The 21824-nt window shown below is 74.0% G+C and carries 20 protein-coding genes; 10 read left to right on the top strand and 10 right to left on the bottom strand.

All coding sequences use genetic code 11. The features are described from left to right. The first annotated feature begins 149 nt into the window (after positions 1-149). The 5 genes from ACIP82_RS05845 (at position 150) to ACIP82_RS05825 (ending at position 5454) form a co-directional block, all read left to right on the top strand. Complete coding sequence (locus ACIP82_RS05845) at positions 150-1367, top strand: ROK family protein (RefSeq protein WP_363609038.1); 1218 nt, start codon at positions 150-152, stop codon at positions 1365-1367. Between the two features lie 76 nt (positions 1368-1443). Further along, positions 1444-2469 (top strand): hydroxyacid dehydrogenase, encoded by a 1026-nt coding sequence (locus ACIP82_RS05840; protein ID WP_363609040.1) that lies wholly within the window; start codon positions 1444-1446, stop codon positions 2467-2469. Between the two features lie 3 nt (positions 2470-2472). Further along, positions 2473-3783: a sulfatase-like hydrolase/transferase gene (locus ACIP82_RS05835; RefSeq protein WP_363609042.1), complete on the top strand. Its 1311-nt coding sequence runs from the start codon at positions 2473-2475 to the stop codon at positions 3781-3783. A gap of 215 nt (positions 3784-3998) precedes the next feature. Further along, positions 3999-4925 carry an AEC family transporter gene (locus ACIP82_RS05830; RefSeq protein ID WP_363609043.1) on the top strand — a complete coding sequence of 309 codons (927 nt, stop codon included), beginning with the start codon at positions 3999-4001 and terminating at the stop codon, positions 4923-4925. Positions 4926-5103: 178 nt separating this feature from the next. Next, entirely contained in the window at positions 5104-5454 is a 351-nt protein-coding gene (locus tag ACIP82_RS05825; RefSeq protein ID WP_363609045.1) for a hypothetical protein, read from the top strand. 22 nt (positions 5455-5476) lie between these two features. Here the strand turns inward: ACIP82_RS05825 and ACIP82_RS05820 are convergent, their stop codons facing one another. The 7 genes from ACIP82_RS05820 to ACIP82_RS05790 form a co-directional block, all read right to left on the bottom strand. Continuing rightward, positions 5477-7540, bottom strand: coding sequence for a hypothetical protein (locus tag ACIP82_RS05820; RefSeq protein WP_400651279.1), 2064 nt, complete (start codon positions 7538-7540; stop codon positions 5477-5479). Between the two features lie 43 nt (positions 7541-7583). Continuing rightward, positions 7584-9404: a dipeptide ABC transporter ATP-binding protein gene (locus ACIP82_RS05815; protein ID WP_400651276.1), complete on the bottom strand. Its 1821-nt coding sequence runs from the start codon at positions 9402-9404 to the stop codon at positions 7584-7586. Next, entirely contained in the window at positions 9401-10243 is an 843-nt protein-coding gene (locus tag ACIP82_RS05810; protein ID WP_400651275.1) for an ABC transporter permease, read from the bottom strand. Before ACIP82_RS05810 ends, ACIP82_RS05815 begins: the two co-directional genes overlap by 4 nt. Then, complete coding sequence (locus tag ACIP82_RS05805; RefSeq protein ID WP_363609053.1) at positions 10240-11199, bottom strand: ABC transporter permease; 960 nt, start codon at positions 11197-11199, stop codon at positions 10240-10242. The genes ACIP82_RS05810 and ACIP82_RS05805 overlap by 4 nt, the downstream gene beginning before the upstream one ends. A gap of 53 nt (positions 11200-11252) precedes the next feature. Further along, positions 11253-12818 (bottom strand): ABC transporter substrate-binding protein, encoded by a 1566-nt coding sequence (locus ACIP82_RS05800; RefSeq protein ID WP_400651272.1) that lies wholly within the window; start codon positions 12816-12818, stop codon positions 11253-11255. A gap of 83 nt (positions 12819-12901) precedes the next feature. Continuing rightward, entirely contained in the window at positions 12902-13714 is an 813-nt protein-coding gene (locus ACIP82_RS05795; protein WP_400651270.1) for a polysaccharide lyase, read from the bottom strand. Between the two features lie 62 nt (positions 13715-13776). Then, a complete protein-coding gene (locus tag ACIP82_RS05790) occupies positions 13777-15348 on the bottom strand; it encodes a DUF3604 domain-containing protein (RefSeq protein WP_363609058.1) in 1572 nt (523 codons plus the stop codon). Positions 15349-15646: 298 nt separating this feature from the next. Between ACIP82_RS05790 and ACIP82_RS05785 the strand changes: the two genes are divergently transcribed. Next, on the top strand, positions 15647-16639 hold the full coding sequence (locus ACIP82_RS05785; protein WP_400651267.1) for a hypothetical protein: 993 nt from the start codon (positions 15647-15649) through the stop codon (positions 16637-16639). Between the two features lie 59 nt (positions 16640-16698). Here ACIP82_RS05785 and ACIP82_RS05780 read toward each other — a convergent pair whose 3' ends face one another. Beyond that, a complete protein-coding gene (locus ACIP82_RS05780) occupies positions 16699-17019 on the bottom strand; it encodes a MarR family winged helix-turn-helix transcriptional regulator (RefSeq protein ID WP_400651264.1) in 321 nt (106 codons plus the stop codon). Here ACIP82_RS05780 and ACIP82_RS05775 point away from each other — a divergent pair. The 3 genes from ACIP82_RS05775 to ACIP82_RS05765 all read left to right on the top strand — a co-directional run bounded on the left by ACIP82_RS05775 (position 16988) and on the right by ACIP82_RS05765 (position 18418). Next, positions 16988-17485: an alpha/beta fold hydrolase gene (locus tag ACIP82_RS05775; protein WP_400651261.1), complete on the top strand. Its 498-nt coding sequence runs from the start codon at positions 16988-16990 to the stop codon at positions 17483-17485. The two genes, ACIP82_RS05780 and ACIP82_RS05775, sit on opposite strands and share 32 nt — an antisense overlap. 48 nt (positions 17486-17533) lie before the next feature. Then, the gene (locus tag ACIP82_RS05770) at positions 17534-17812 is read left to right on the top strand and encodes a hypothetical protein (protein ID WP_363609064.1); all 279 of its coding nucleotides are present in this window, start codon (positions 17534-17536) and stop codon (positions 17810-17812) included. 81 nt (positions 17813-17893) lie between these two features. Next, positions 17894-18418, top strand: a complete 525-nt coding sequence (locus ACIP82_RS05765) for a hypothetical protein (RefSeq protein WP_363609066.1) — start codon at positions 17894-17896, stop codon at positions 18416-18418. Positions 18419-18500: 82 nt separating this feature from the next. Here ACIP82_RS05765 and ACIP82_RS05760 read toward each other — a convergent pair whose 3' ends face one another. Further along, the gene (locus tag ACIP82_RS05760; RefSeq protein WP_400651258.1) at positions 18501-19337 is read right to left on the bottom strand and encodes a DUF1963 domain-containing protein; all 837 of its coding nucleotides are present in this window, start codon (positions 19335-19337) and stop codon (positions 18501-18503) included. 100 nt (positions 19338-19437) lie between these two features. After that, positions 19438-20172, bottom strand: a complete 735-nt coding sequence (locus tag ACIP82_RS05755) for a TetR/AcrR family transcriptional regulator (protein WP_400651255.1) — start codon at positions 20170-20172, stop codon at positions 19438-19440. A gap of 102 nt (positions 20173-20274) precedes the next feature. On the opposite strand from ACIP82_RS05755, the gene ACIP82_RS05750 reads away from it, so the two are divergent. Further along, positions 20275-21813 carry an MFS transporter gene (locus ACIP82_RS05750; RefSeq protein WP_400651252.1) on the top strand — a complete coding sequence of 513 codons (1539 nt, stop codon included), beginning with the start codon at positions 20275-20277 and terminating at the stop codon, positions 21811-21813. Positions 21814-21824: the final 11 nt, after the last annotated feature.

Here is a 21824-nt window from a genome sequence, read left to right as displayed (position 1 = left end):
CGTGTGCGGATGCTCCCGCCCGGTCCGGTTCCGGCGGCAGCCCCGCGGCAGTCCGACGGCGGTCCGGCCGGTAGCGGGTCGGATATATTCGGGCCGAGACAAAGTCCCGACCGCTCGGGCCCCACCCGACCAGGCCCGAGGAGCACCCGGTGCCCCAGTCCCCGCGCACTCCGGCGACCGCCACCACCCAGACCGTGGCCCAGGTCAACCAGACCGTGCTGCTGGAGGTGCTGCGGCGGCACGGGTCGCTCTCGCGGCAGCAGCTGGCGGCCGAGAGCGGGCTGAGCACCGCCACCGTGCACCGCCTGGTGGAGGTGCTGCGGGCCGAGGGCGCCGTGCTCGTGGAGGCCGAGCGGGCGCCGTCCAGCGGCGGGCGCCCGCCCCAGCTGATCCGCTACAACGCGGGCGCGCAGACCGTCCTCGCGGTCGCGATGCGCCCGCGCCGGATCATCGGCGTGGTCACCGACCTGCACGGCACGGTGCTGCACGAGGCCGAGCACCACTGGGCGGACCTCGGACCGGAGCGGGGCCGCGAACCCGCCGCCGAGGACCTCACCGGCCCGCTGCTGGCGCTGGTGGACGGCCTGCGGGAGTGGGCCGGGCGGCACGCCGGCGCGCCGCGCGCGCTGGTGGTCGGGGTGCCCGGGGTGGTGCGGGACCGGACCGGGCTGGTGGAGTTCGCGCCCGCGCTGGACTGGCCGGGCATGCGGCTTCGCGCGCTGCTCCAGCAGCGGCTGGGCATCCCGGTGGCGGTGGAGAGCAATGTGAACCTGGTCGCACTCGCAGTCCAGCACGGCGAGGCGGGCACCGGGGTGAGCGACCTGGCGGCCGTGGTGGTGGGCATCGAGGTCGGCGCCGGGATCGTCCTCGGCGGCCGGCTGCACCGGGGGCGGCTGGGCTCGGCCGGGGCGCTCGGCCATCTGATGACCGACCGCCGGGCGCTGGACCGGCCGCTCGGGCGCACCGGTGACACCCAGTCCCGGGTCGGCGACCACGCCGTGGACCGGCGGATCACCGAGGCTGGGCTCACCGTCTCCGGCACCTCGGCCGAGCGGGTCGCCGAGCTGTTCCGGCTCGGCCGGGCCGGGGAGCCGGCCGCGGTCCGGCTGGTCGACGAGTTCACCGACGACCTGGCCCTGCTGGTGGCCAACCTCAGCACCGTGCTCGGGCCCGAGCTGATCGCGCTCGGCGGGCGGCTGTTCTGGGAGAGCGGGGGCGAGATGCTGCCCGCCATCGAGTCCCGGCTGCAGGGCCGGGTGCCGGTGCTGCCCCGGCTGATGGTGGTGCACTCGACCACCACCGAGCTGGTCGGCGCGGCCGCGGCCGCCGTCCGGCTCGCCGACGGGGCCACCTTCATCACCCGGTAGCGCTCGCTCCTCCACCCCCTCCCCTTGCCGCGCCTCTCCCGGCTCCACTATTTCTCAATGTGATAGAAACTCATCCGTGGGCACTCGACCAAAGGAGACCCGGATGTTCGCGGCCGCCTTCGCGATGGACCCTGAGCGCTTCTCCGACGTCTACGGGCCCGAGGCCCGCGCCCGGGTCGCCGCACAGGCCGAACTGATCGCGGACCCGGCCGCCCCCGGCGGGGTCTGGAGCGCCGACCGGCTGGCCGCCGAACCGGCCGCGCTGCGCGGGACCGAGGTCCTGCTCACCGGCTGGGGCGGCCCCGTCCTGGACGCCCCGGCACTCGCCCGCCTGCCCCGGCTGCGTCTGGTGCTGTACGCCGCCGGCTCGGTGCGCCGGATCGCCGGCGAGGCCTTCTGGGCGGCCGGCATCCCGCTCGTCACGGCCGCCCACGCCAACGCCCTGCCCGTCGCCGAGTTCACCGTCGCCCAGATCGTCTACGCCCTCAAGGACGGCTGGCGGCACGTCCTGGCCGCCCGCGCCGCGCGCACGGCCGTCCGGGTCGGCCGGGCGCCGGGCGCGTACGGCTCCACGGTCGGCGTGCTCTCGCTCGGCGCCACCGGCCGGCTGGTCTGCGAACGGCTGCGCGCGTACGACGTGCGGGTGATCGCCCACGACCCGTACACCGAGGCACCGCCGGGCGTCCGGAGCGTCGGGATCGAGGAACTGTTCGCCACCGCCGACGTGGTGACCGTCCACACCCCGCTGGTCCCCGAGACCAGAGGGCTGGTCGGACGGCGGCTGCTGGCCTCGATGAAGCCGGGCGCCACCCTGGTCAACACCGCGCGCGGCGCCGTCCTCGACGAACCCGCCCTGCTCGACGTCCTGACCCGACGGCCCGACCTGTTCGCGGTGCTGGACGTCACCGATCCGGAACCGCCGCTGCCCGGCTCGCCGCTGTTCACACTGCCCAACGTGGTCGTCACCCCGCACCTCGCCGGCAGCCAGGCGCTGGAGCGCCGACGCCTCGGGGACCTGGTGGTCGGGGAGTTCGAGCGCTGGGCGGCCGGCGAGCCGCTGCGCTGGGCGCTCGACCGGCACACCTACGAGCGGATGGCCTGACCCGTGACGGACACCCGGCAGCCTGACATTCTGGTCGTCCTGACCGACCAGCAGACCGCCGACGCGATGAGCGCGGCGGGCAACCCGCACCTCGCCACGCCCCACATGGACGCGCTGGCCGCCGTCGGCACCCGCTACCGCCAGGCGTACTGCGCCCAGCCGCTCTGCACACCGTCCCGGGCCAGTCTGCTGACCGGCCGACTGCCCAGCACCCTGGGCGTCACCGGCAACAGCGGCGGCCCGGAGCCACTGCTCGGCCGGCTCTTCGCCGAGGCCGGCTACGACTGCGGCTACGGCGGCAAGTGGCATCTGCCCGAGCTGGACCTGCCGGACGGCCGGGGCTTCCGGCGGATCCACCCCGCCGGGGACGACGCCGGACTCGCCCACGCCGCCGCCGGGTTCATCCGCGAGCCGCGCGAGCGCCCGTTCCTGCTGGTCGCCTCGTTCCTGGAACCGCACGGCATCTGCGAGTGGGCCCGCGGCCAGGACCCGCGCACCGGCCCGCTCCCCGCGCCGCCGCCCGTCGAGCAGTGCCCGCCGCTGCCCGCCAACTTCCCGCCCGCGCCGTACGAGGCCCGCCTCCCCCGGCTCGCCCAGCAGGCCTGGCCGCACACCCACCCGACGGCGCAGTGGCGCGAGGACGACTGGCGGCGCTACCGCTACGCGTACTACGCGCTGGTGGAGCGGGTCGACCGGCACCTCGGGCTGCTGCTGGACGCGTTGCGCGAGCGGCCCGGCGGGCGGGAGACCGTGGTGGTCTTCAGCTCCGACCACGGCGACGGCGCCGGCGCCCACCGCTGGAACCAGAAGTGGGCACTGTACGAGGAGTCGGTGCGGGTGCCGTTCCTCGTCGCCGGGCCGGGTGCACCGGGCCCCGGCGGCCAGAGCGGCGACGCCGCCGCCGGGGCGGTCAGCGACCGTCTGGTCTCCACCGGGCTGGACCTCGTCCCGACCCTCTGCGACCTGGCCGGCGTCACCCCGCCACCCGGGCTGCCGGGCCGCAGCGTCCGCTCCCGGGAGCCGCGCGAGACCGTCGTCGTGGAGACCCGCTGGGAGCTGCCCGGCTTCAACAACGCCCTCGGCCGGATGATCCGCGACGAGCGGCACAAGTACGTCTGCTACGCCTGGGGCGACCACCGTGAGCAGCTCTTCGACCTCACCGCCGACCCCGGCGAGATGGTCAACCTGGCCGTGGACACCCGCCATTCGGCCCTGCTCGACCGCTTCCGCGGCCTGCTCGACGAGCACTGCGCCCGCACCGCCGACCCGTTCGCCCGGTTCGTCCCCGCGGCGCCCACCAAAGAGCATGATTGACGGAGCGTCAGCCGGAGTCCAGGCTGAGCAGTGCGTACGGGCGGCCGCCCTTGTCGACCTGCCCGGCATGAGCGCGCCGCGCGATCGTCTCCACCTCGGCCAGGCTCAGATGCTCCACCGGGTCATGGTAGGCGGAGCGGGGTCTGATTGACTGCGGCAGGTGGCGGGCGACCCCCGCGACCGCCCGGCACGCCGTTCTCACCACCCGAGGAACCATGCCCAGCCTGCACCCGCTGCTGTCCGGATTCGCGCCGATCTGGGCCCTCACCGGGGTCGGCTACCTGGTCGGCCGCACCGGGCTGCTCGGGCCGCAGGCGGAGTCGGTGCTCAGCCGCTTCGTCTTCCATGTGGCCATGCCGGCCGCGCTGTTCCTGATGATCGCCCGGGCACCGTTGGACCGGTTCGCCAATCCCTCGATGCTCGCCTTCGCGGCCGGGACGGCGGTCGCGACCGGTCTCGGGCTGCTCGCCTCGTCCCTGCTGTTCCACCGGGGGCTCGGCGAGCGGGTGATCAGCGGGATGGCGGCCGGGTACGTCAACTCGGCCAATCTCGGGATCCCGGTGGCCGTACAGGTGCTCGGCGACGCCTCCTTCGTGGCGCCCGTGGTGCTGTTCCAGATTCTGCTCGTCACCCCGGCCGTGCTGACCGTCCTCGACACCGGGACGGCCGGTCGCCGGGCGGCGCTCACCCTGCCGCTGCGCAACCCCATCCTGCTGGCCGCCGCCCTCGGCGCGCTGGTCTCCGCCCTCGGGTGGCAGCCGCCCACCGAGCTGAACCGTTCCTGCGAACTGCTCGGCGGCGCGGCCGTACCCACCGCTCTGGTCGCGCTCGGCATGTCCCTGCACGGCCGCCCGCCGGTCACCGGCACCGCCCGGTACGCGGAGGTCGGGGTGACGGTCGCGGTCAAGACGCTGATACAGCCGCTGGCCGCGTTCGCCGTCGGGGCCTTCCTGCTCCACCTGCCCGCGCACCAGCTGCTCACCGTCGTCCTGTTCTCGGCCCTCCCCACCGCGCAGAACGTGTTCGTCTACGCCCGCGAGTACGGGCAGGGCACGGCGCTCGCCCGGGACGCGGTGCTCAGCTCCACCCTGGTCTCGATGGCGACCCTCTCGGTGGTCGGCTGGGCCCTCGGACCGTCCTGACGGGGTGACGGTCCGGATGCCGGCCTCTGCCCCGGATACCGACGGCCGACCCGGATGCGGGCCCCGAAGAAGCAGGCGTACCCGCCACCCGTACACGGGCCGACAAAATTCCCTCGTGACGCGTACAAGATGGTGGAAACCACCCACCTCCGGCAGCCCGGGTGGGATGCTGACGCGCATGACTCACGCGTCCCACGCACCTGTCGAAAAGCGCCACTGCCCGGCCGTCGTGGCACTCCCCCAGGCCGACATCGACCACTTCAACAACGTGCCGCACGCCGCCTTCATGATGGAGTCGCGGCTGCGCTGCGAGCTCGTCGCCGGCCACCAGGGCACCCACTCCGCGCTGGTCCAGGGCGTCGGGTACGACCTCCACTGGGCCTCCTGGCCGCAGTACGTGGTGGAACTGGCCCCCCGCTGCCCCGCCGTGGCCGACGAGGAGGAGGAACCGGTGCCCCCCGCCGAGCACGAGATCTGTCTGCTCCGCGAGGGCCACCCCGGCGACCACTACGGGGAGACGTGGTTCTGAACCGCCCGGCGGACGGCCGGGGTCAGCGGTCCCGGACGGCGATCAGCTCCCGGCCGCGCAGCGTGTACAGGAGACCGCGGTCGTCGACGGCCACCCTGGCACCGCTGTACCACTCGGCGTCCACCTGGACCAGGACGGTGGCGGCCAGCGTGGCCGGGTCCAGCCGGAACAGCGTCCGCTCGCTGATCCCGTACAGCCGGCCGGCGGCCACCAGCAGCCGCGGGTTGGCCGAGGTGATCGCCCGCAGGTCGGCACGGGCACCGATCACCGGGGCCGTCCACCCGTCCCGGCCCCGCCGGGCGGTCCGCAGATCGGCCGCGAAGGCCTGCCCGTTGACGGTGATGCCGTACAGGGTGGGCCCGTGCACCACCAGGCTGCTGATACCCGAGCCGAAGTCCGTTCCGGTCCGCCAGAGTTCACGCCCGGCCACCGGGTCCCAGGCGGCCAGGTCGCCGCGCGGGCCGGTGGTCCTGGCATTGTCGCCGCCGAGGAAGGCCTGGCCGCGCCCGGCCGCCACCGCGCGCACCAACTGCTCGGCGCCCAGCGGATCGACGTGCACCGTCGGCCGCCCGCTGCCGGGCCGGTAGGTGACGAAGGAACCGCCGCCCGTGGTGTCGGCCTGGACACCGAGCAGCAGCAGACGGTTCTCCTCGTCCCAGCGGATCACCTGCGGACGGTTCTGCTCCTGCGGCAACGCCGCCTCCTGGACGGGGACTTCGTCCGACCCAGGGCGGTAGCGCCAGATGCCCTGGGAGGAGTAGACGCCCAGGTAGAGGGTCTCGTCGTCGAGAATGACGGTGTCCTTCGCCTCCCCGGGCACCGGGAGCTTGTGCACGGTGCCGGCGTCGAGGTCGTGCAGCGCGACCGAGCCGTTGCCGCCCACGTACACCCGGCCGTTGTGGGCCGCCACCGACATCCCTAGCTGCGCCTCGGCGGGGGCGCCGGCCTCGACCAGGTCCCGGGTGGTGACCGCGCCCGTGCCGGTGGTGAGCGTCCAGGCGGTACCGCCCTCGGTGACGCCGACCAGGGTGTCGCCGATCCGGCCCAGGCCCCAGGAGTTGCCGTCCGGCACGGGGGTGGCGAGCTGCTCCAGCGTGCCCGCGCCGAGCCGGTAGCGCCAGACGATGCCGCGCTCGGTGGAGGTGAACCAGACGGTGTCGCCCAGGCGTTGGAAGTTGGTGATGCTCTTGGTGCCGGGCACCGCGAAGGACCGCAGCACGGCGTGGGTCACCGGGTCGAGGAAGGCGACGTGCGCGGGCTTGCCCTCGGTGCTGACGGCGAGCAGGTCGTCGCCGAGGACGGCGATCTGCCGGACGATGGTGTCGTTCACCAGGTCCGGCGGGGTGATGTCGACGGCCCGGCCGCTCACCCGGTCGACGGCGTACAGGGTGGCCAGGGTCGCCCCGCCGCCACCCGCCAGGTTGCTGCCGACACCGAGGTAGGCGTGGGTGGCGGTGGCCTCGACCGCCCGGCCCTGGGTGGCACCGGGCGCGGGCGAGGCGACCTCGGTGACCACACCGGTGGCGGGATCGTAGGCGTACAGACCCGGCCCGGCCGCACGGCCCTTCTGCCGGCCGGTCGCGTACACCACGCCGTCGGGGGCGACGGCCACGTCCCGGACGTCCGCGCCGGGGACGTTCGCCAGAGCGTGCACACCGCCGTCGGCCGGGTCGAAGCGGTAGAGGTTGACGGCCTGGGGCGCGTCGGTCACCCCGAGGTAGAGTGCGCCGCCGTGACCGGCCGAGCCCTGGACGAAGTTGCCGGTCGGCAGCACCGCGGTCGCGGTCACCCGGCCGGTCGGCAGGTGGTAGCCGACCACCTTGGCGGGCGCGAGGTTGCGCGAGCCGATCCAGAGCGTCTCGCCCAGCAGCGTGGCGCTCATCAGCGGGAAGTCCGCGTTGCCGGGGCCGAGTCCGGTGACCCGGGGGGTGCCGGACGGCTGGGCACCGAACGGCCGCGGAACGGGCGGCTGGGCACCGGACGACGAGGCGGCGGCCCGGGCGGGCGCGACGGGAAGGGCGCTCAGGGCGGCGACGGAGCCCGCGCCGAGCAGGAGCCGGCGGCGGGAGGGGTGTGCGGCGGACATGGGGGGACAGCACTCCTGGCGTGAGGTCGGGACGCGGGTCGGATCAGTGCAGGGCGGCGGCGAGCAGCTGCCGGGTGTACGGGTGCGCGGGCGCGCCGAACAGCTCGTCGGCGGGGGCGTGTTCGACCACCCGGCCGTGACGCATCACCAGCACTTCGTCACAGAGGTGGCGGACCAGGGCGAGATCGTGCGAGATGAAGACCAGACCGACACCGGTCCGTTCCCGCAGATCGGCGAAGAGGTTGAGGATCTGCGCCTGGACGGAGACGTCGAGCGCCGAGGTCGGTTCGTCCGCGACCAGCACCTCGGGGCCGACGGCCAGCGCCCGGGCGATCGCCACCCGCTGGCGCTGCCCACCGGAAAGCTGGTGCGGCCGGGCGTCGAGCAACCCCGGCGGCAGGCCGACGAGTTCGCAGAGCCCGGCGACCCGGCCGGGCAACTCCGCCTCGCCCGCGAGGCCATGGGTGACCAGCGGCTCGGACAGCACCTGCCCGATCGTCATCCGGGGGCTCAGCGAGGCGTACGGGTCCTGGAAGACGAACTGCACCCGGCGCCGCAGCGCCCGTTCCTCGCTCGGCGGCACCTCCGACCAGGAGCGGCCGCCGACCCGGACGGTGCCGCCCTGTGGCCGGAGCAGCCCGAGCAACGCCCTGGCCAGGGTGGACTTGCCGGAGCCGGACTCGCCGATCACCCCGACCGCCCGGCCGGGCGCGGCCGTCAGGCTCACCCCGTCCAGTGCGGGCGCGCCGGGGCCCCGGCCGAACGCCCGGCGGCCGTACCGGACGGTGAGGCCGTCGGCCACCAGCACGGGTTCGCCGGCCGGTGGCGCCGGGCGCCGGACCGGCACGGCCGCCACGGGCAGCGGCAGTCCGGCCGCCGGGACATGACAGGCGAACCCCCGTTCGCCCGAACTCTCCCAGGCCGGAGGCTCGTTCGCGCAGCGCTCGGTGGCGGCGGCACAGCGCGGGGCGAACGCGCAGCCGGGCCGGTCCTCCCCGGCGGCGGGCGGGCTGCCGGGGATCACGGTGAGCGGGCGGCCCAGCGGGCCGTCCAGGCGGGGCACCCCGGCCAGCAGACCCGCGGTGTAGCGGTGCCGGGGCTGCGCCAACAGCCTCTTGGCGGGTGCCCGTTCGGCGATCCGTCCGGCGTACATCACCTGGACGGTGTCGCAGGTCCGGGCGACCACCCCGAGGTCGTGGGTGATCAGCAGGACGGCGGTGCCGGTCTCGTCCCGCAGCCGGACCAGCAGGTCGAGGATGCCCGCCTGGGTGGTGGGGTCGAGGGCGGTGGTGGGCTCGTCGGCGATCAGCAGGTCGGGCCGGTTGGTCATCGCCATGGCGATCAGCACGCGTTGGCGCATCCCGCCGGAGAACTCGTGCGGGCGGTCGCGGAAGCGGCGCTCCGGCTCGGGGATGCCGACCAGGTCGAGGAGTTCGAGCGCGCGGGCCCGGGCCTCGGCCCGGCCAGCGCCGTGCACCCGGGCGGCTTCGGCCAGTTGGCGGCCGATCGGCATCCGCGGGTTGAGGTAGGCGAGCGGGTCCTGGAAGACCATGCCGATCCGGCGGCCGCGAACGGCGCGCATGCCGGGTTCGGGCAGTGTGAGCAGATCGGTGCCGTCGAAGCGGACGGCGCCGCCGGCCGTCCCGCAGCCGGGCGGGAGCATCCGGTTGACGGCCAGCGCGGTGAGCGTCTTGCCGGAGCCCGACTCCCCCACCAGGCCAAGGATCTCGCCCGGGCGAAGGGTGAAGTCCACCCCCCGGACCACCTCGGCGCCGCCCGCCGTGACGCGCAGGCCGTCCACCTCCAGCAGCGCGCGGGCGGCGGGCGCCGCGGTCGGGGCGGCGGTGGTCTCGGTCGCGGTCACCGCAGTTTCTCCCGGTTGAACGAGTCGGCGAGCAAGGTCAGCCCGAACACCAGCAGGCCGAGCAGGACGACCGGCGCGAGGGCGTAACCCGGCTCCAGGAACAGGTACTTGCTGCCGGTGTTGATCATCGTGCCGAGCGAGGGCGTGGGCGGCTGGATGCCGAAGCCGAGCACGCTCAGCCCGCCCTCGATCTTCGCGGCGTGCGCCATCCCGACGGCCAGCAGCGCGGTGGCGGCGTCGGTGACGTTCGGCAGGACGTACCGGCGCAGGGTCCGCCCGCGCGGCACGCCGAGCACCCGGGCGGCCACCACGTGGTCGCGGGAGAGCTGCGCCAGCAGGGCGGCCCTGGCCTGCCGGCCGAACGAGGGCAGGGCGCTGAGCACGATCGTCGCCACCACGCTGCCCAGCCCCGGCCGGACGATCAGCGCGATCGCCAGGCCGAGCAGCAGACCGTGGAAGCCGAGCAGCAGGTCGAAGAGGCGCTGCACGGCCTCGCCGAGCAGCCGGTTGAGCCCGCCGAGCAGCCCGAGCAGGGTGCCGAGAACGGCGGCGACCGGCACCGCCAGCAGGCAGACCAGCAGCTCGATCCGCACCCCGTACAGGGCCCGGACCAGGAGGTCGCGGCCGACCTCGTCGGTGCCGAGCGGGTGTTCCCAGGACGGTCCGGCGAGCGCGTCGGGGCCCTGCTGGTAGGGGTCGGCGGAGAGCAGCAGCGGGCCCAGCAGGCCGAGCAGCACCACCAGGGCCACCAGCACCGCCCCGGTGCGGCCCTTGCCGCTGCGCAGGGCGGCGGGCAGGACGGGCCGGGCGCGGCGTCGGACGGGTGCGGCGGTGGTCATCGGGCCTCCCCGGTGCCGGCACGGGCGATCCTCGGGTCGAGCCGGCCGACCAGCAGCTCGGAGCCGAGCTGGACGGTGACCGCCACCGCGACCGCGAGCATGATCAGGGTCTGGGCGACCGGGTAGTCGCGCTGGTTGATCGCGTCCAGCAGCAGCTGACCGAGGCCGTGCCGGGCGAACAACTGCTCGGCGACCACCGCTCCGCCCAGCAACTCGCCCAGGTTCAGTCCGAATTCGACAAAGAACGGGGCCAGGCTGTTGGGCAGCACATGCCGCAGCAGGATCCGCCGGGGCGGGGCGCCCTTGGCGATCGCGGTCAGCACGAACTCCTCCTGGCGGGTGCGCCGGATCTCGGTGGCCAGCAGCCTGGCCAGCACCACCGAACCGGGCAGCGCCAGCGCGACGGCGGGCAGCGCGAGGTACTGGACAGCGAGGTCCGGCGCGGCGAACAAATCCTTCTCGCCACCGGCCGGCAGCACCCGCAGCAGGACGGCGAAGACGAACACGAAGAGCACGGCGGTGACGTACACCGGCAGCGCCAGCACGGCGGTGGTGACCGGGTCGAGGGCCCGGGCCAGCCGGCCGCGCCGCTCGGCGGCCAGCGCGGCTCCCAGCAGCAGCCCGAGGACGAGCATCAGCAGGCCTGCGGCCAGGGCGAGTTGGATGGTGCTGCCGAGGCTCTGGCCGATCATCTTGGTGACCGGCTCGCGGTAGCGGAAGGAGAGTCCCGGGTCGCCGGTGAGCAGTCCGCGCAGCCAGGTGAGGTACTGGACGGGCAACGGCCGGTCCACTCCCAACTGGCGGCCGAGCTGCTCGCGCTGCTCCTGGTCGGCCTCGGCGCCGAGCGCGGCGGAGACCGGGTCGCCGGGGGCCAGGTGCAGCAGCAGGAAGACGGCCACCGAGGCGAGCCAGAGCGTGGCCAGCGCTCCGGCGGCCTTTCTGGTCCAGTACGGCACGGGGTTCTCCGGGGTTCGGTGGAGGGGTGCGGGTGGAGGGAGCTAGGGCTCGGTCAGCCGTCCCGGCGGGTGTCCGTCAGCCGCAGGTAGCCCAGGGCGCTGGTCGCCACGTCGTGCACCGAGGAGGCCAAGGCGTAGGTCTCCCAGGCGTGCGCGAGCGTGATGTGGAACGACTGGGCGAGCAGGTACTCGGAGAGCTCGTGATTGACGTCCGCCCGGGCCTTCTCGTCGACGGCCGCGAAGGCGCGGCTCTGCAACTCGGCGAAGGCGGGATCGGTGACGTGCGAGGTGTTCTTGCCGACCTGGAGCGGGCCGGAGACGGTGATACCGCTCAGCGGCGAGACGCTCACCATGCCGTGGTTGGCCACGAACAGGCCCTCCAGCGTGCCCTGCTGGATCTTCGGCTGGATCGCCGCGTTGTCCAGCAGCTGGACGTCGACCCCGAAGCCGGCCTGCTCCAGGTCGAACTTCACCAGCTCGACCAGCGAGGCGAAGACCGGCGAGTTGGCGGCGGTGAGCGGTACCCGGGCACCCTCGGCACCGGCCTCCTTCAGCAGGCCCCTCGCCTTCTCCGGGTCGTGCCCGTACCGCTTGACCTGGTCCGGGGTGACGCCGGGCGTGTTGGACGGCCAGGGCAGGCTGCTGGCCTCGGCGCTGCCGCCGTAGACCTGGCTGACGATCCGCTCGCGGTCCACCGCGTACTGGAGCGCCTGGCGGACCCGGATGTCGTCGAAGGGCTTGGTGGCGATGTTCACGCCGAGGAAGGCCTGCTGGTAGGAGGCCTTGGCGGACTGCACGGTGAAGCCGGGGTTGCCCGCCAGCACCTTGAGGTCGCGGCCGGGCACCGCGCCGATCAGCTGGGCCTGGCCGGACTGCAGTGCGGACAGGGCGGCCTGACTGCTCGTCACCGAGCGGATGGTGATCCGTTCGAACCGGGGTCGGCCGCTCTGCCAGTAGCGGTCGTAGCGGGCCAGGTCGAGCTGGTTGCCACCCTTGAAGGACTGCCAGGTGAACGGGCCGGTGCCGTTCACCTTGTCGGCGGCCTTGCCGTCCACGTAACTCCGCGCGTCCACCACCGGGTTGAAGGCGAGCGCGTCGAAGAGGTTGCTGGTGGGCCTGGCCAGGGTGAGGGTGACCTCGTTCCCGGCGCTGGCCCGGATGTCCGCCAGTCGCTCCAGCAGCGGCTTGACCTGGGAGGTCTTGGCGGCGCCGACCAGGGAGAACACCACGTCGTCGGCGCTCAGCGCACGCCCGTCGTGGAAGGTGACGTCCTCGCGCAGCTTCAGCACCAGCTTGAGCCGGTCGGCGCTCCACTCCCAGGAGGTGGCGAGCCACGGCACCGGCTGGAGGGTCTGCGGGTCGAGGTCGACCAGCCGGTCCAGCACCAGATTGACGAAGGCGGGCGTGTCGGGCCCGCGGTGGAGGAGCTGGGTCGGGTCGGGGGCGCTGCCGTAGACGATCTGCAGGTCGGGCGCGGAGGCCGTAACGGACGCGCCCTTGGCACCGTCGGCGGCGGAATCGGTGGCGGAGCGGCAGCCCGCCGCCAGCAGGACCGCTCCGGCGCTCAGGCCGAGAAATCCTCTTCGGGGCAGGGCGTGCCGGTGGGCCGCATCGCTCATGGTGCTACTACCTCTTGGTGGTTGGGGTTCGGCGGGGCAGGCCGGGCGGGCTCCGGGGAGAGCGGATCCCGCCCGGCGCCGGTTCAGTACTTGGTGACGACCACGCTGTCGCTGTAGAGCACCACGTCCGGTCCGCCCGTCGGGTACGGGATGTTCTTGGCCGGGTTCCAGTTGGCGCGGTAGATACCGGTCTTGAAGTACGGTGCCTGGTTCTGGTGGTAGTTGTTGAGACCGTTGTAGGCACCGACCTGCACCCCGTCGCGCAGGACGGTGATCGCGCCCGGGGTGGCGTCGGTGGACCAGGTGATGTCGAAGGCCCACTGGTTCCAGTGCCCGAACTGCACCGTGCCGAGCGGGATCACGGCTTCCTGGACGGTGGTCGGATCGGTCAGCCAGTGCACCTTGAGCCGCCAGCTGCCGTCCTTGACGGTGAGCGCGATCGGCGGCTTGGTGTCGCTGCCGTCGGCGAGCGGGTAGCCGTGCCACTGGGCGACGATGGTCTCGGTGGAGGTCTGCGCCCAGTCGGCGGGCAGGTAGTCGGCCAGGGCGAAACGGTAGCTGCCCCAGCCGAGGGCGTTGACGGCGACCTCGGCGCGGTAGGACTGCCCGTCGTTGGGCACGCTGAACCGGGCGGCCTGCCCGGTGCCCCCGGCGGGCGCGCCGGTGACGGTGATGGAGCCGTTGCCGTCGATGCGCTGGCGGGTCCAGTTGGCGACGGTGCCGGACTCGAAGTCGTCGGCGAAGACGACCGAGGCGGCCGTAACGGCACCAGCCGCCGAGGGGACACCGGCCGCCGTGGCGGCGTGGGCGGTCCAGGCGGGTGCGGCGGTGACGCCGAGGGCCAGGGCGGCGGTGAGGACGGCACCGGCGAGGCGGCGCTGGGGCTGGCGGGACATGGGTCGGGTTCTCCTCGGGGCGTACGGACGGGTGACCGGGGTACGGCCGGCCGACGGCTGCGTCAGCCGGCCCGGCGACAGGACCGCGTCGCCGGCCCTACCCAGGTCGGGCTCGACCAGGCCCACTGGTCGTTCGTCTGCCGGACCCGTACGTGGTAGAAGTCGGCGTCCCCGGCCGGGCGTTCGTCCACCAGGTCCAGTTCGGCGGTGAGCTCGCGGGCGGGCACGGCCCGGTCGAAGCGGTAGGCGCCGGAGACGAACCCGCCGGTGAATCCGCTGCGCGGCCCCTCCAGCAGCTCGGCGACGGACCAGGAGGTGTCGACACCGTTGACGACGGCGGCCAGCCGGGTGCGGGCGTCCCCGGCGACCCGCAGCGAGAAGCCCTGGGTGCTGTCGGTGGCGGTGTTGGGGTTGCCGTCGGTCACGGTGCGCAGCCGTATCTCGGCGGGCCCGGTGCGCTGCCAGTCGGACGGCCGGTGGTCCGCCGGTTCGGCCTCCGCCGGGGCGACCGTCTCGGACCCGCGCAACCTGGGCTGGACGTCCAGCAGTCGACCGCCCTCGACGCGCAGGGTGACGTCCCAGCGGACCGGCTCGCCGCGCCTGCCCCAGCCGACGGCGAAGCCGAGCGTGCCGTCGAATCCGGTGGACGAGCCCTCGCCGCCCAGGAGTTCGTGGCGGCTGACGCGGTGGATCGGGACGCCGTTGCGCAGCACCTCGACATGGTCGAGGGCGTCCCGGCCGTGCACGGTGGCCCGGATCCGGCGGCGGGCCGCGGGGGCGGTCTCGGCGCCCATCGGGGTGTCGTTGACGGAGGTGGCGAGCAGGATGCGGTCGCCCGTGATGGCGTAGGTGCGGCGCTGCTGGATCGCGTCCCAGATCCCGGTGCGGGTCAACTCCGGCGCCCAGACGGCCAGTCGTCCGTGGCCGTGGCTGCCGGGGAAGGCGCTGTGGTGGTCGGTGGAGCCGATCAGGCCGAACCGGTGGCCCAGCCGCAGACCGTGCACGGCGGTGCCGGTGGTGTCGCGTGGGCCCATGGTGTGCAGATAGGCGCGCGGCGCCTCGTCGGACTCGGCGCAGCCGTGCATCGACATCATCTCCACCACCGGGGCGAACTCCTCGGTGTAGGTGGACCAGTTGATGCCGCGCCGTCCGGTGCCGTAGCCGATGTGGTGCGGGATCGCCCAGGTCCGGACGCCCTCGGCGGCGAGCCGGCGCAGCCGGGCGCGCAGTTCCTCCAGACTGCCGGCCCGGATGATCTCGCCGCGCGGGCCGTCGAAGTACACGCAGTGGTCGCCGTAGGCGAGGCTGTGCCACTCGAAGGACTGGAAGGTGACGAAGCGCCCGTCCTGGTGGGCGGCGGCGGTGACCTCCTGAACGTGCTCCCAGCGCCGGGCGAGCCGGGCGAAGCCCTCCGTGTGGTAGTCCACCAGGGAGGCCAGTTCGGGGGTGCGTTCGGGCAGGTCGTGCCACCAGCCGTGGCCGGTGACGCTGGCGAAGTCGAGCTGGAGCCGGGCGTTGGCGTAGGCATCCTCGATGGACCCGTGGCCGTAGCTGATGCCGCAGTGGTTGTGGATGTCGCCGACGTACAGGCCGAGACCGCCGTAGCCGGGCGCGTCGGTGGTGGGGGCTGTCATCGGGTCGGTCGTCCTCTGCGGTCTTTTCGGGGTGCCGGTGCGAGGGTCGCTGACCCGACATTTGATTGACTCTGAGAAGAAGTCTTTCCCGATCTTCCGGAGGTGGTCAAGGCCAGAGCGGTCGGTGTTGTCCGATCGCCACAGGGTGAAACACGGGATTCACAGAAGCCCGCAGGCCACACAGGGAGGCGCCCAGGCCACGGCCTGGCGGTGGCGATGGGCGCACCATCCCCTACTTTCTATCGATCTGATAGAAACTGCCGGAGCCCATCACCCGCCTCGACAAGGACGGTCCACCGTGTCCCCCACCGCTCTGCCCACCCCTCCCGACCTCGGCGGCTCGATCGTCGTCCGCGCCCCCGAACGGCCCGATCCCGGCTACTGGGCCGGCTGCCCGAGCATCCGCTATGAGGCCGACCGCGACCGTTTTCTGCTCACCTACCGCGAGCGCCGCCCGCGCGGCCTGGACGGCGGCGCGGGCGGCGGACGCGACCGCGGCTGGCGCTGCGCGGTGGCCGAGAGCACCGACGGCGTCGAGTTCCGGGACCTCTGGTCGGTGGAGCGCGCCGAACTGGATTCCCCCTCGATGGAACGCTTCGCCCTGCTGCGGCGCGACGGCTCCTACCTGCTCTACCTCAGCTACGTCGACCCGGCCGACAACCGCTGGCGCATCGACGTCGTCCGGGCCGACTCCCCGGACGCCTTCGACCTCGCCACCCGCACGCCGGTGCTCACCGCGGCCGGCACCGGCACCGAGGGCGTCAAGGACCCGTACCTGCTCGAACACGACGGCGCCGTCCAGCTGTTCGCGACGGTCTCCCGGGCCCGGGCGTTCTCCCCCGAGGAACGCGCCGCCGCCCACGCCGACGCCGACATCCACACCACCGGCCTGACCGTCCAGCCGAGCGCGCTCGCCGTCTCACCGGACGGTCTGCGCTTCACCGCCCCGGCGGGCCGGGGTTCGGAGGTGCTGGACGTGGGCGCGGGCTGGGACGCGTACGAGTCCCGGATCACCGCCGTCCTGCCGGACGGCCGGGGCGGCTGGCTCGCGCTCTACGACGGCTCCGCCGACGCGGGCGGCAACTACGAGGAGCGCTGCGGCCTCGCCGTCTCCACCGACCTTCGCGACTGGCGGCGGCTCGATGAGGACGGTCCCTGGCTGGGCGTCCGCTACGCCGACGTGGTCGCGGCCCGGGGCAGTTGGTACCTGTACTACGAGCAGACCCGCGCGGACGGCGCGCACGAACTGCGGGTCGCGGTGCTGGACGAGTTCGCCGGGCTGCGGCCGTAGCGGACCGCGACCCCGACGAGCCGCAGACGCCGGGGGCGTGGCCCGGGAGCGTGGCGGCGTCACTCCTCCCAGGCCGCGGCCACCACCTCGGTCATGGCCGGCAGAAAGCACCGGGCCGTCGCCAGTTCGGCCGCGTCGAAACGGCCCATGGCCCCCACCGGACCGGCGATCAGCGGCCCGAAGAACGCCTGCCCGAGCTCCATCGCGCGTTCCTCGACCACCAGCCGGACCTTCCGCCGGTCCCCCGGATCGCGCTCGCGGCGGATCAGGCCGAGCCGCTCCAGGCGGTCCACCAGCCCGGTGGTTCCGGCCGAGTTCAGCCGCAGCGCCCCGCCGAGCCGGCCGGGCGTGACCACCCGCCCGGCGCGGGCGGCGTCCAAGCAGGGTGACCAGCGCCCGCAGATCGGTCGGGTGCAGACCGTGGCGGCCGGCGAACTCGGCGCCGAACAGATCGAGTTCGACGGTCAGCCCGCGCAGCAGGTGGACCAGCCGCACCGGGTCCCGCGGTTCGTCCTCACGGCTGTCCACCTCACTGCCCATCCGGTCCTCCACCCTGCCGTCCTTTCGCCCGCACGTCACGACGGTCCCGCGCTCGGCGGGGTGCCGGGGCTGCCGGCCTGGCTGGACGCGGTGCTCGACGGACCCGGCGTCACCGAGGCCGATCTCTGCGGCCACTCGTACGGCACGTGGATCGCCCTGGAGTACGCGCTGCACGCCCCGGCGCGGGTCGGCCGGCTGGCGCCGCTCGACCCGGCCCAGTGCTTCGCGGGCTTCCGCCCCGGCTACCCGCTGCGGGCGCTGCCGCTCTTCCTCCCGCCCCGCAGCGCCGCGCGGGCCCGCTCGTAGCTGGACTGGGAGAGCCGGGGCGACGGCCTCGACGCCGACTGGCGCGAGGTGTACGCGCTCGGGCACGCCGGCTTCCCGGCCTCGCGGGTGGTCACCGGCCCCCGGCCGACCGCCGACCGCCTGCGACGGCTCACCGCACCGGTGCTGGTCCTGCCGGCGGAGCACCGCCGCGCGCACGACGCCCTGCGGGTGGCCGACCGGGCCAGGGGCGCCCTCCCCGAGGCCGCGGTGACCGTCCTGCCCGGGGTCTCGCACCACACCCTCCCGATGGCCCGGCCCGCCGAACTCAACCTCCGGCTCACGGACTTCCTGGCCGCCCGCCCCTGACCGGCACGACAGCAGCCCCCGGACGGACACGGCGAACACGGTCGCCCAGGACTGTCCTTGCCGGCCGCTAAGGTGCGACGCATGCAATCGCTGATCACCGCCATTGTCGAACACGACGAGGCTGCCCGCTTCCTGGCCTGGCCGGGCGACTTCGACCTCGGCCGGGGGGACCACGGCGAGGAGGTCCACCTCGCGTCAGGCGCGGCGCTGGAAGGCTTCGCGGGCGATGGAGCCGGGGGCACGTACTTCTTCTGCGGCGATGGTGCCGAGGAACGTCCAGTCCTGTATGCGGATTCCGAAGGCGGCGCGGCTCTGGTCGCGATCGGCTTGCCGGAGCTGCTGCGGCTCCTCCTGGTCGCACCCTGGTGGCGCGACTGCCGGGCGTTCACCGCGGAGGAGAGCCGCGAGCTGGCGGCCGAGTACGTGGAGGACATGCCCGACCTGACAGTTCGGCGGGACCGCGCGGCTGCGGCTCTCGGCATCGACCTCCCCACTGAGGCCGAAGTCCTGGCTCGCCTGCGCGAGGTCGCCACCGAGGCGGGCAAGGACTTCACTCTGGTCTTCACGCCGGAGGGTGAGCCATACGATCCGCTCATCAAGGGCTGAGCGGCATGCCCCCGTTACCGGCATTTCAGCGTCACCGGCGGTGCGGACCGCCGGCACGTCACGGCCCGCGCCCCGGAGCGGGTCACCGCTGGACGGTGACCGCCTCGATTCGGCTGAAGTCGGCGGCGGCGAGGTCCTCGTCGCGGATGACGTAGTAGAGCGGGCATTCGGTGAAGTCCGGGCGCCCCGCATCGAGCAGGATCCGTTCCGGGCCGAGGCCGTGCGGCGGCACCACGTACTGGTCCGTCTCCCGGTCGGGGCCGAGCAGCACCAGGTACGCGTGGCGCTCCGGCGCGACGTCGAAGGCGGCGGACCCCAGCGCGGCCAGACGGTCGGCGGCCTCGTCGGGGAGGTCGACGAGCGGCTCGTCGTGGAACCGCTCGACCCGCGCCAGCATGGCCTTGCCGACGGCGTACAGCGGGGCCGGCGGGCCGGTGAACTCCCACGGCGGGGCGCCCCAGCCGGCGGTGGCATCGGCGAACGCCGGATCGGAGGCCACATCGTAGGGCGTGGTGTCGGCGGCCACCCCGTCCGGGAAGAAGAGGACGGTCACCGGGTCGCGGCCACCGAAGCCGTCATGGCCGAGGAAGAAGAAGTAGAGCAGGCCGTGGGACGGCAGCAGCCCGTTGACGTCCTCCCGCGAGACCTCCGCCAGATCGATCTGGGCGACGAAGCAGTCCGGCAGCGCATCCGGTCCGGACCCGGTACACGGCCACCTGAAGCCGGGCGGAACGGTCGGCACGCCGCCGCAGCGGGAGAACGGCTCCGGCCCCTCGAAGCCGGCGGGGCGTGGCCCCAGGGCGATTCCGTGCTCGGCCACCTCCACCAGCTCGCGCTCCCACGGCGCGAGCCCGGCCTCGCCGATCAGCCGTCGAAGCGTCCGTTCGTCACCGGCGGTTACAGGGTTCGGGCGCATCATGCCGTCACTCTACGGACCCCCGATGACACACTGCGGCCGTTCGGGCCTTCCCTTCACCCGCCGGCCCCACCGCGCCGTTCAGGGCGAGGAGGCACGCCCCTCACTCCTCCGCTCCCACCAGACCGTCGATCAACGCCCGCAACGCCACCGCGAGTTCGGCACAGTGCGCGCCCGGCCCGCGGTACGGGTCCGCCGCCTGGGCGCGGGCCAGGTCCGGCAGCCGCCGGGCGTCGACGGAGGCGAGAACGGTGCGGCGCTGGCTGGGTTCGCGGGGCGGGCTCACCGGGTGGTCGGCGAGCAGCTCGCCGAGGACGAGGTGCCAGCAGGACCGGTAGGCCGGCATGGCCCGGGCGGGCGGGAGGCCGGCGGCCATCAGGTCGGCGAGGCAGGCGTTGCTGAAGTGGAGGGCGTTCTCGGCGACGAGTTCGCCCCGGATCAGGATGTGCAGCACCCAGGCGTGTCCGGCCATGTAGTCGTGGGCGTCACACAGACGCCGCAGCAGCCGGGCCTTCGGATCGGCGCCCGGCACGTCCACCGGCAGGCCTGCGGCGATCTCCTCCAGGACGGCCAGCAGGAGCGCGTCGCGGTCGGTGACATGCCGGTACAACGAGGCCGGCGCGGTACCGAGTTCGGTCGCCACGGCACGCATCGTCAGGGCTTCGATCCCGTCGCGCTCGATCACCCGGCGCCCGGCCGCGACCACCCCGGCCGTCGTCAGCCCGGGCCGGGGGCGACGGCGTCCGTACCGGCCCCGGTCGGCCGCCTCGCCCGGACCGCCCGTCCCGCCGGAACCGCCGGACTCGCCGGATGCGGCCGGACCGCTCTGCTCAGACATCCCGTCATCCTGCCACGGCACCCCCTCCCAGCAGCGCGCTTGCACACGTCATTAAGTAAGGCTTACCTTACGCGAACAACGTTCGCATCGTCGGAGGTCGCCATGCCCCAAGCCGCCCCATCCACCGTCAGGACAGCACCCGCCGGGCCCAGCTCCCCCGCCCACGGCCACTCCCGCCCCGGCATCGTCCTCGCGACCGTCTGCGTCTGCCAGCTGATGGTCACGCTCGACGCCAGCATCGTGAACATCGCGCTCCCCGCCATGGGCCAGGCGCTCGGCTTCGCCGACAGCGCGCTGCCGTGGGTGGTCAACGCCTACGCACTCGCCTTCGGCGGCCTGCTGCTGCTCGGCGGCCGGATCGCCGACCTCGCCGGGCACCGCCGCGCGCTGCTCTCCGGGCTGGTGCTGTTCGGGATCGCCTCCGTCCTCGGCGGGCTCGCCCAGACCCCCGCCCAGCTGATCGCCGCCCGCGCCGGGCAGGGCGTCGCCGGCGCGGTGCTGGCTCCGATCAGCCTGACGCTGATCATGGTGACCTTCGCCGAGGGACCGGCCCGCGCCCGCGCACTGGGCATCTGGTCGATGGTGACCGCCGGCGGCAGCGCACTGGGCGTCCTGCTCGGCGGCGTGCTGACCGACCTGCTCGACTGGCGCTGGGTGTTCTTCGTCAACGCGCCCATCGTGCTGGTGGCCGCCCTGCTGGCGCTGCGGTCGATACCGGCCGTCCGCCCGCAGCGCACCGGCCGGCTGGACGTCGTCGGCGCGGTGTTCGGCACCACCGCGATGACCGTCCTGGTCTACGGGCTGATGGAGACCGACCGCCACCCCTGGGGCTCGGCCCGGACGCTCGGCACCCTCGGCGCGGCCCTGCTGCTCGGCCTCGCCTTCGTGGCCTGGGAGGCCCGGTTCGCCGCCGCGCCGATCGTGCGGCTCGGCGTGCTCAAGGTCCGTACGGCGTGGGTCGCGAGCGTGATCGTCACCCTGATCGGGGCCTCGATGCTGGTCGGCTTCTACTTCTGTTCGCTGCACCTGCAGAACGTGCTGCACTACGGCCCGCTGGCGGCGGGCGCGGCGTTCCTCCCGTTCTGCGCCGGGACGATGGCGGGCAGTATGGTCGCCGGCCGGCTCACCGCCCGCTTCGGCGGCCGGGCCGCCCTCACCGGCGGCCTGCTGCTGGCCGGCCTCGGGATGCTCTGGTTCGGCGGGCTCGACGAGTCGTCCGGCTATCTGACCGCGTTCGTCGGGCCGTCCCTGGTGGCCAGTGTGGGCATCGGGATCTGCATGGTCACCAACACCTCGATGGGCACCTCGGGGGTCGCCCCGCACGAGGCCGGGCTGGTCAGCGGGCTGCTGAACGCCGGGCGCCAGTGCGGCGGCAGCATCGGCCTCGCGGTGCTCTCCACCCTCGCGGTCACCGCCACCCGGCACGCGTCCGAGTCGGGTGACACACCGGCGGCGGCACTGGCGGCCGGGTACGACCGGGCGTTCGTGGTGACCGCCGCGCTGCTGGGTGCGGCGGCCGTGATCGCGGTGCTGTTCGTGCCGCGCTCGAAGCCGGGCCCGAAGGCCGTCCCGCAGGGGGAAGCCGCCGCGGCCGGCGAGGTGGCACTCGACGAGGCGCGCGACGCGGCCGCACGACGGTGAACCGCGCCGGG

Source organism: Kitasatospora sp. NPDC088548 (genome assembly GCF_044753005.1).
In the GTDB taxonomy this organism is placed as follows: Bacteria; Actinomycetota; Actinomycetes; order Streptomycetales; family Streptomycetaceae; genus Kitasatospora.
The sequence above is the reverse complement of the archived record's forward strand: the minus strand, read 5'-3'. Positions and strand labels throughout refer to the sequence as shown.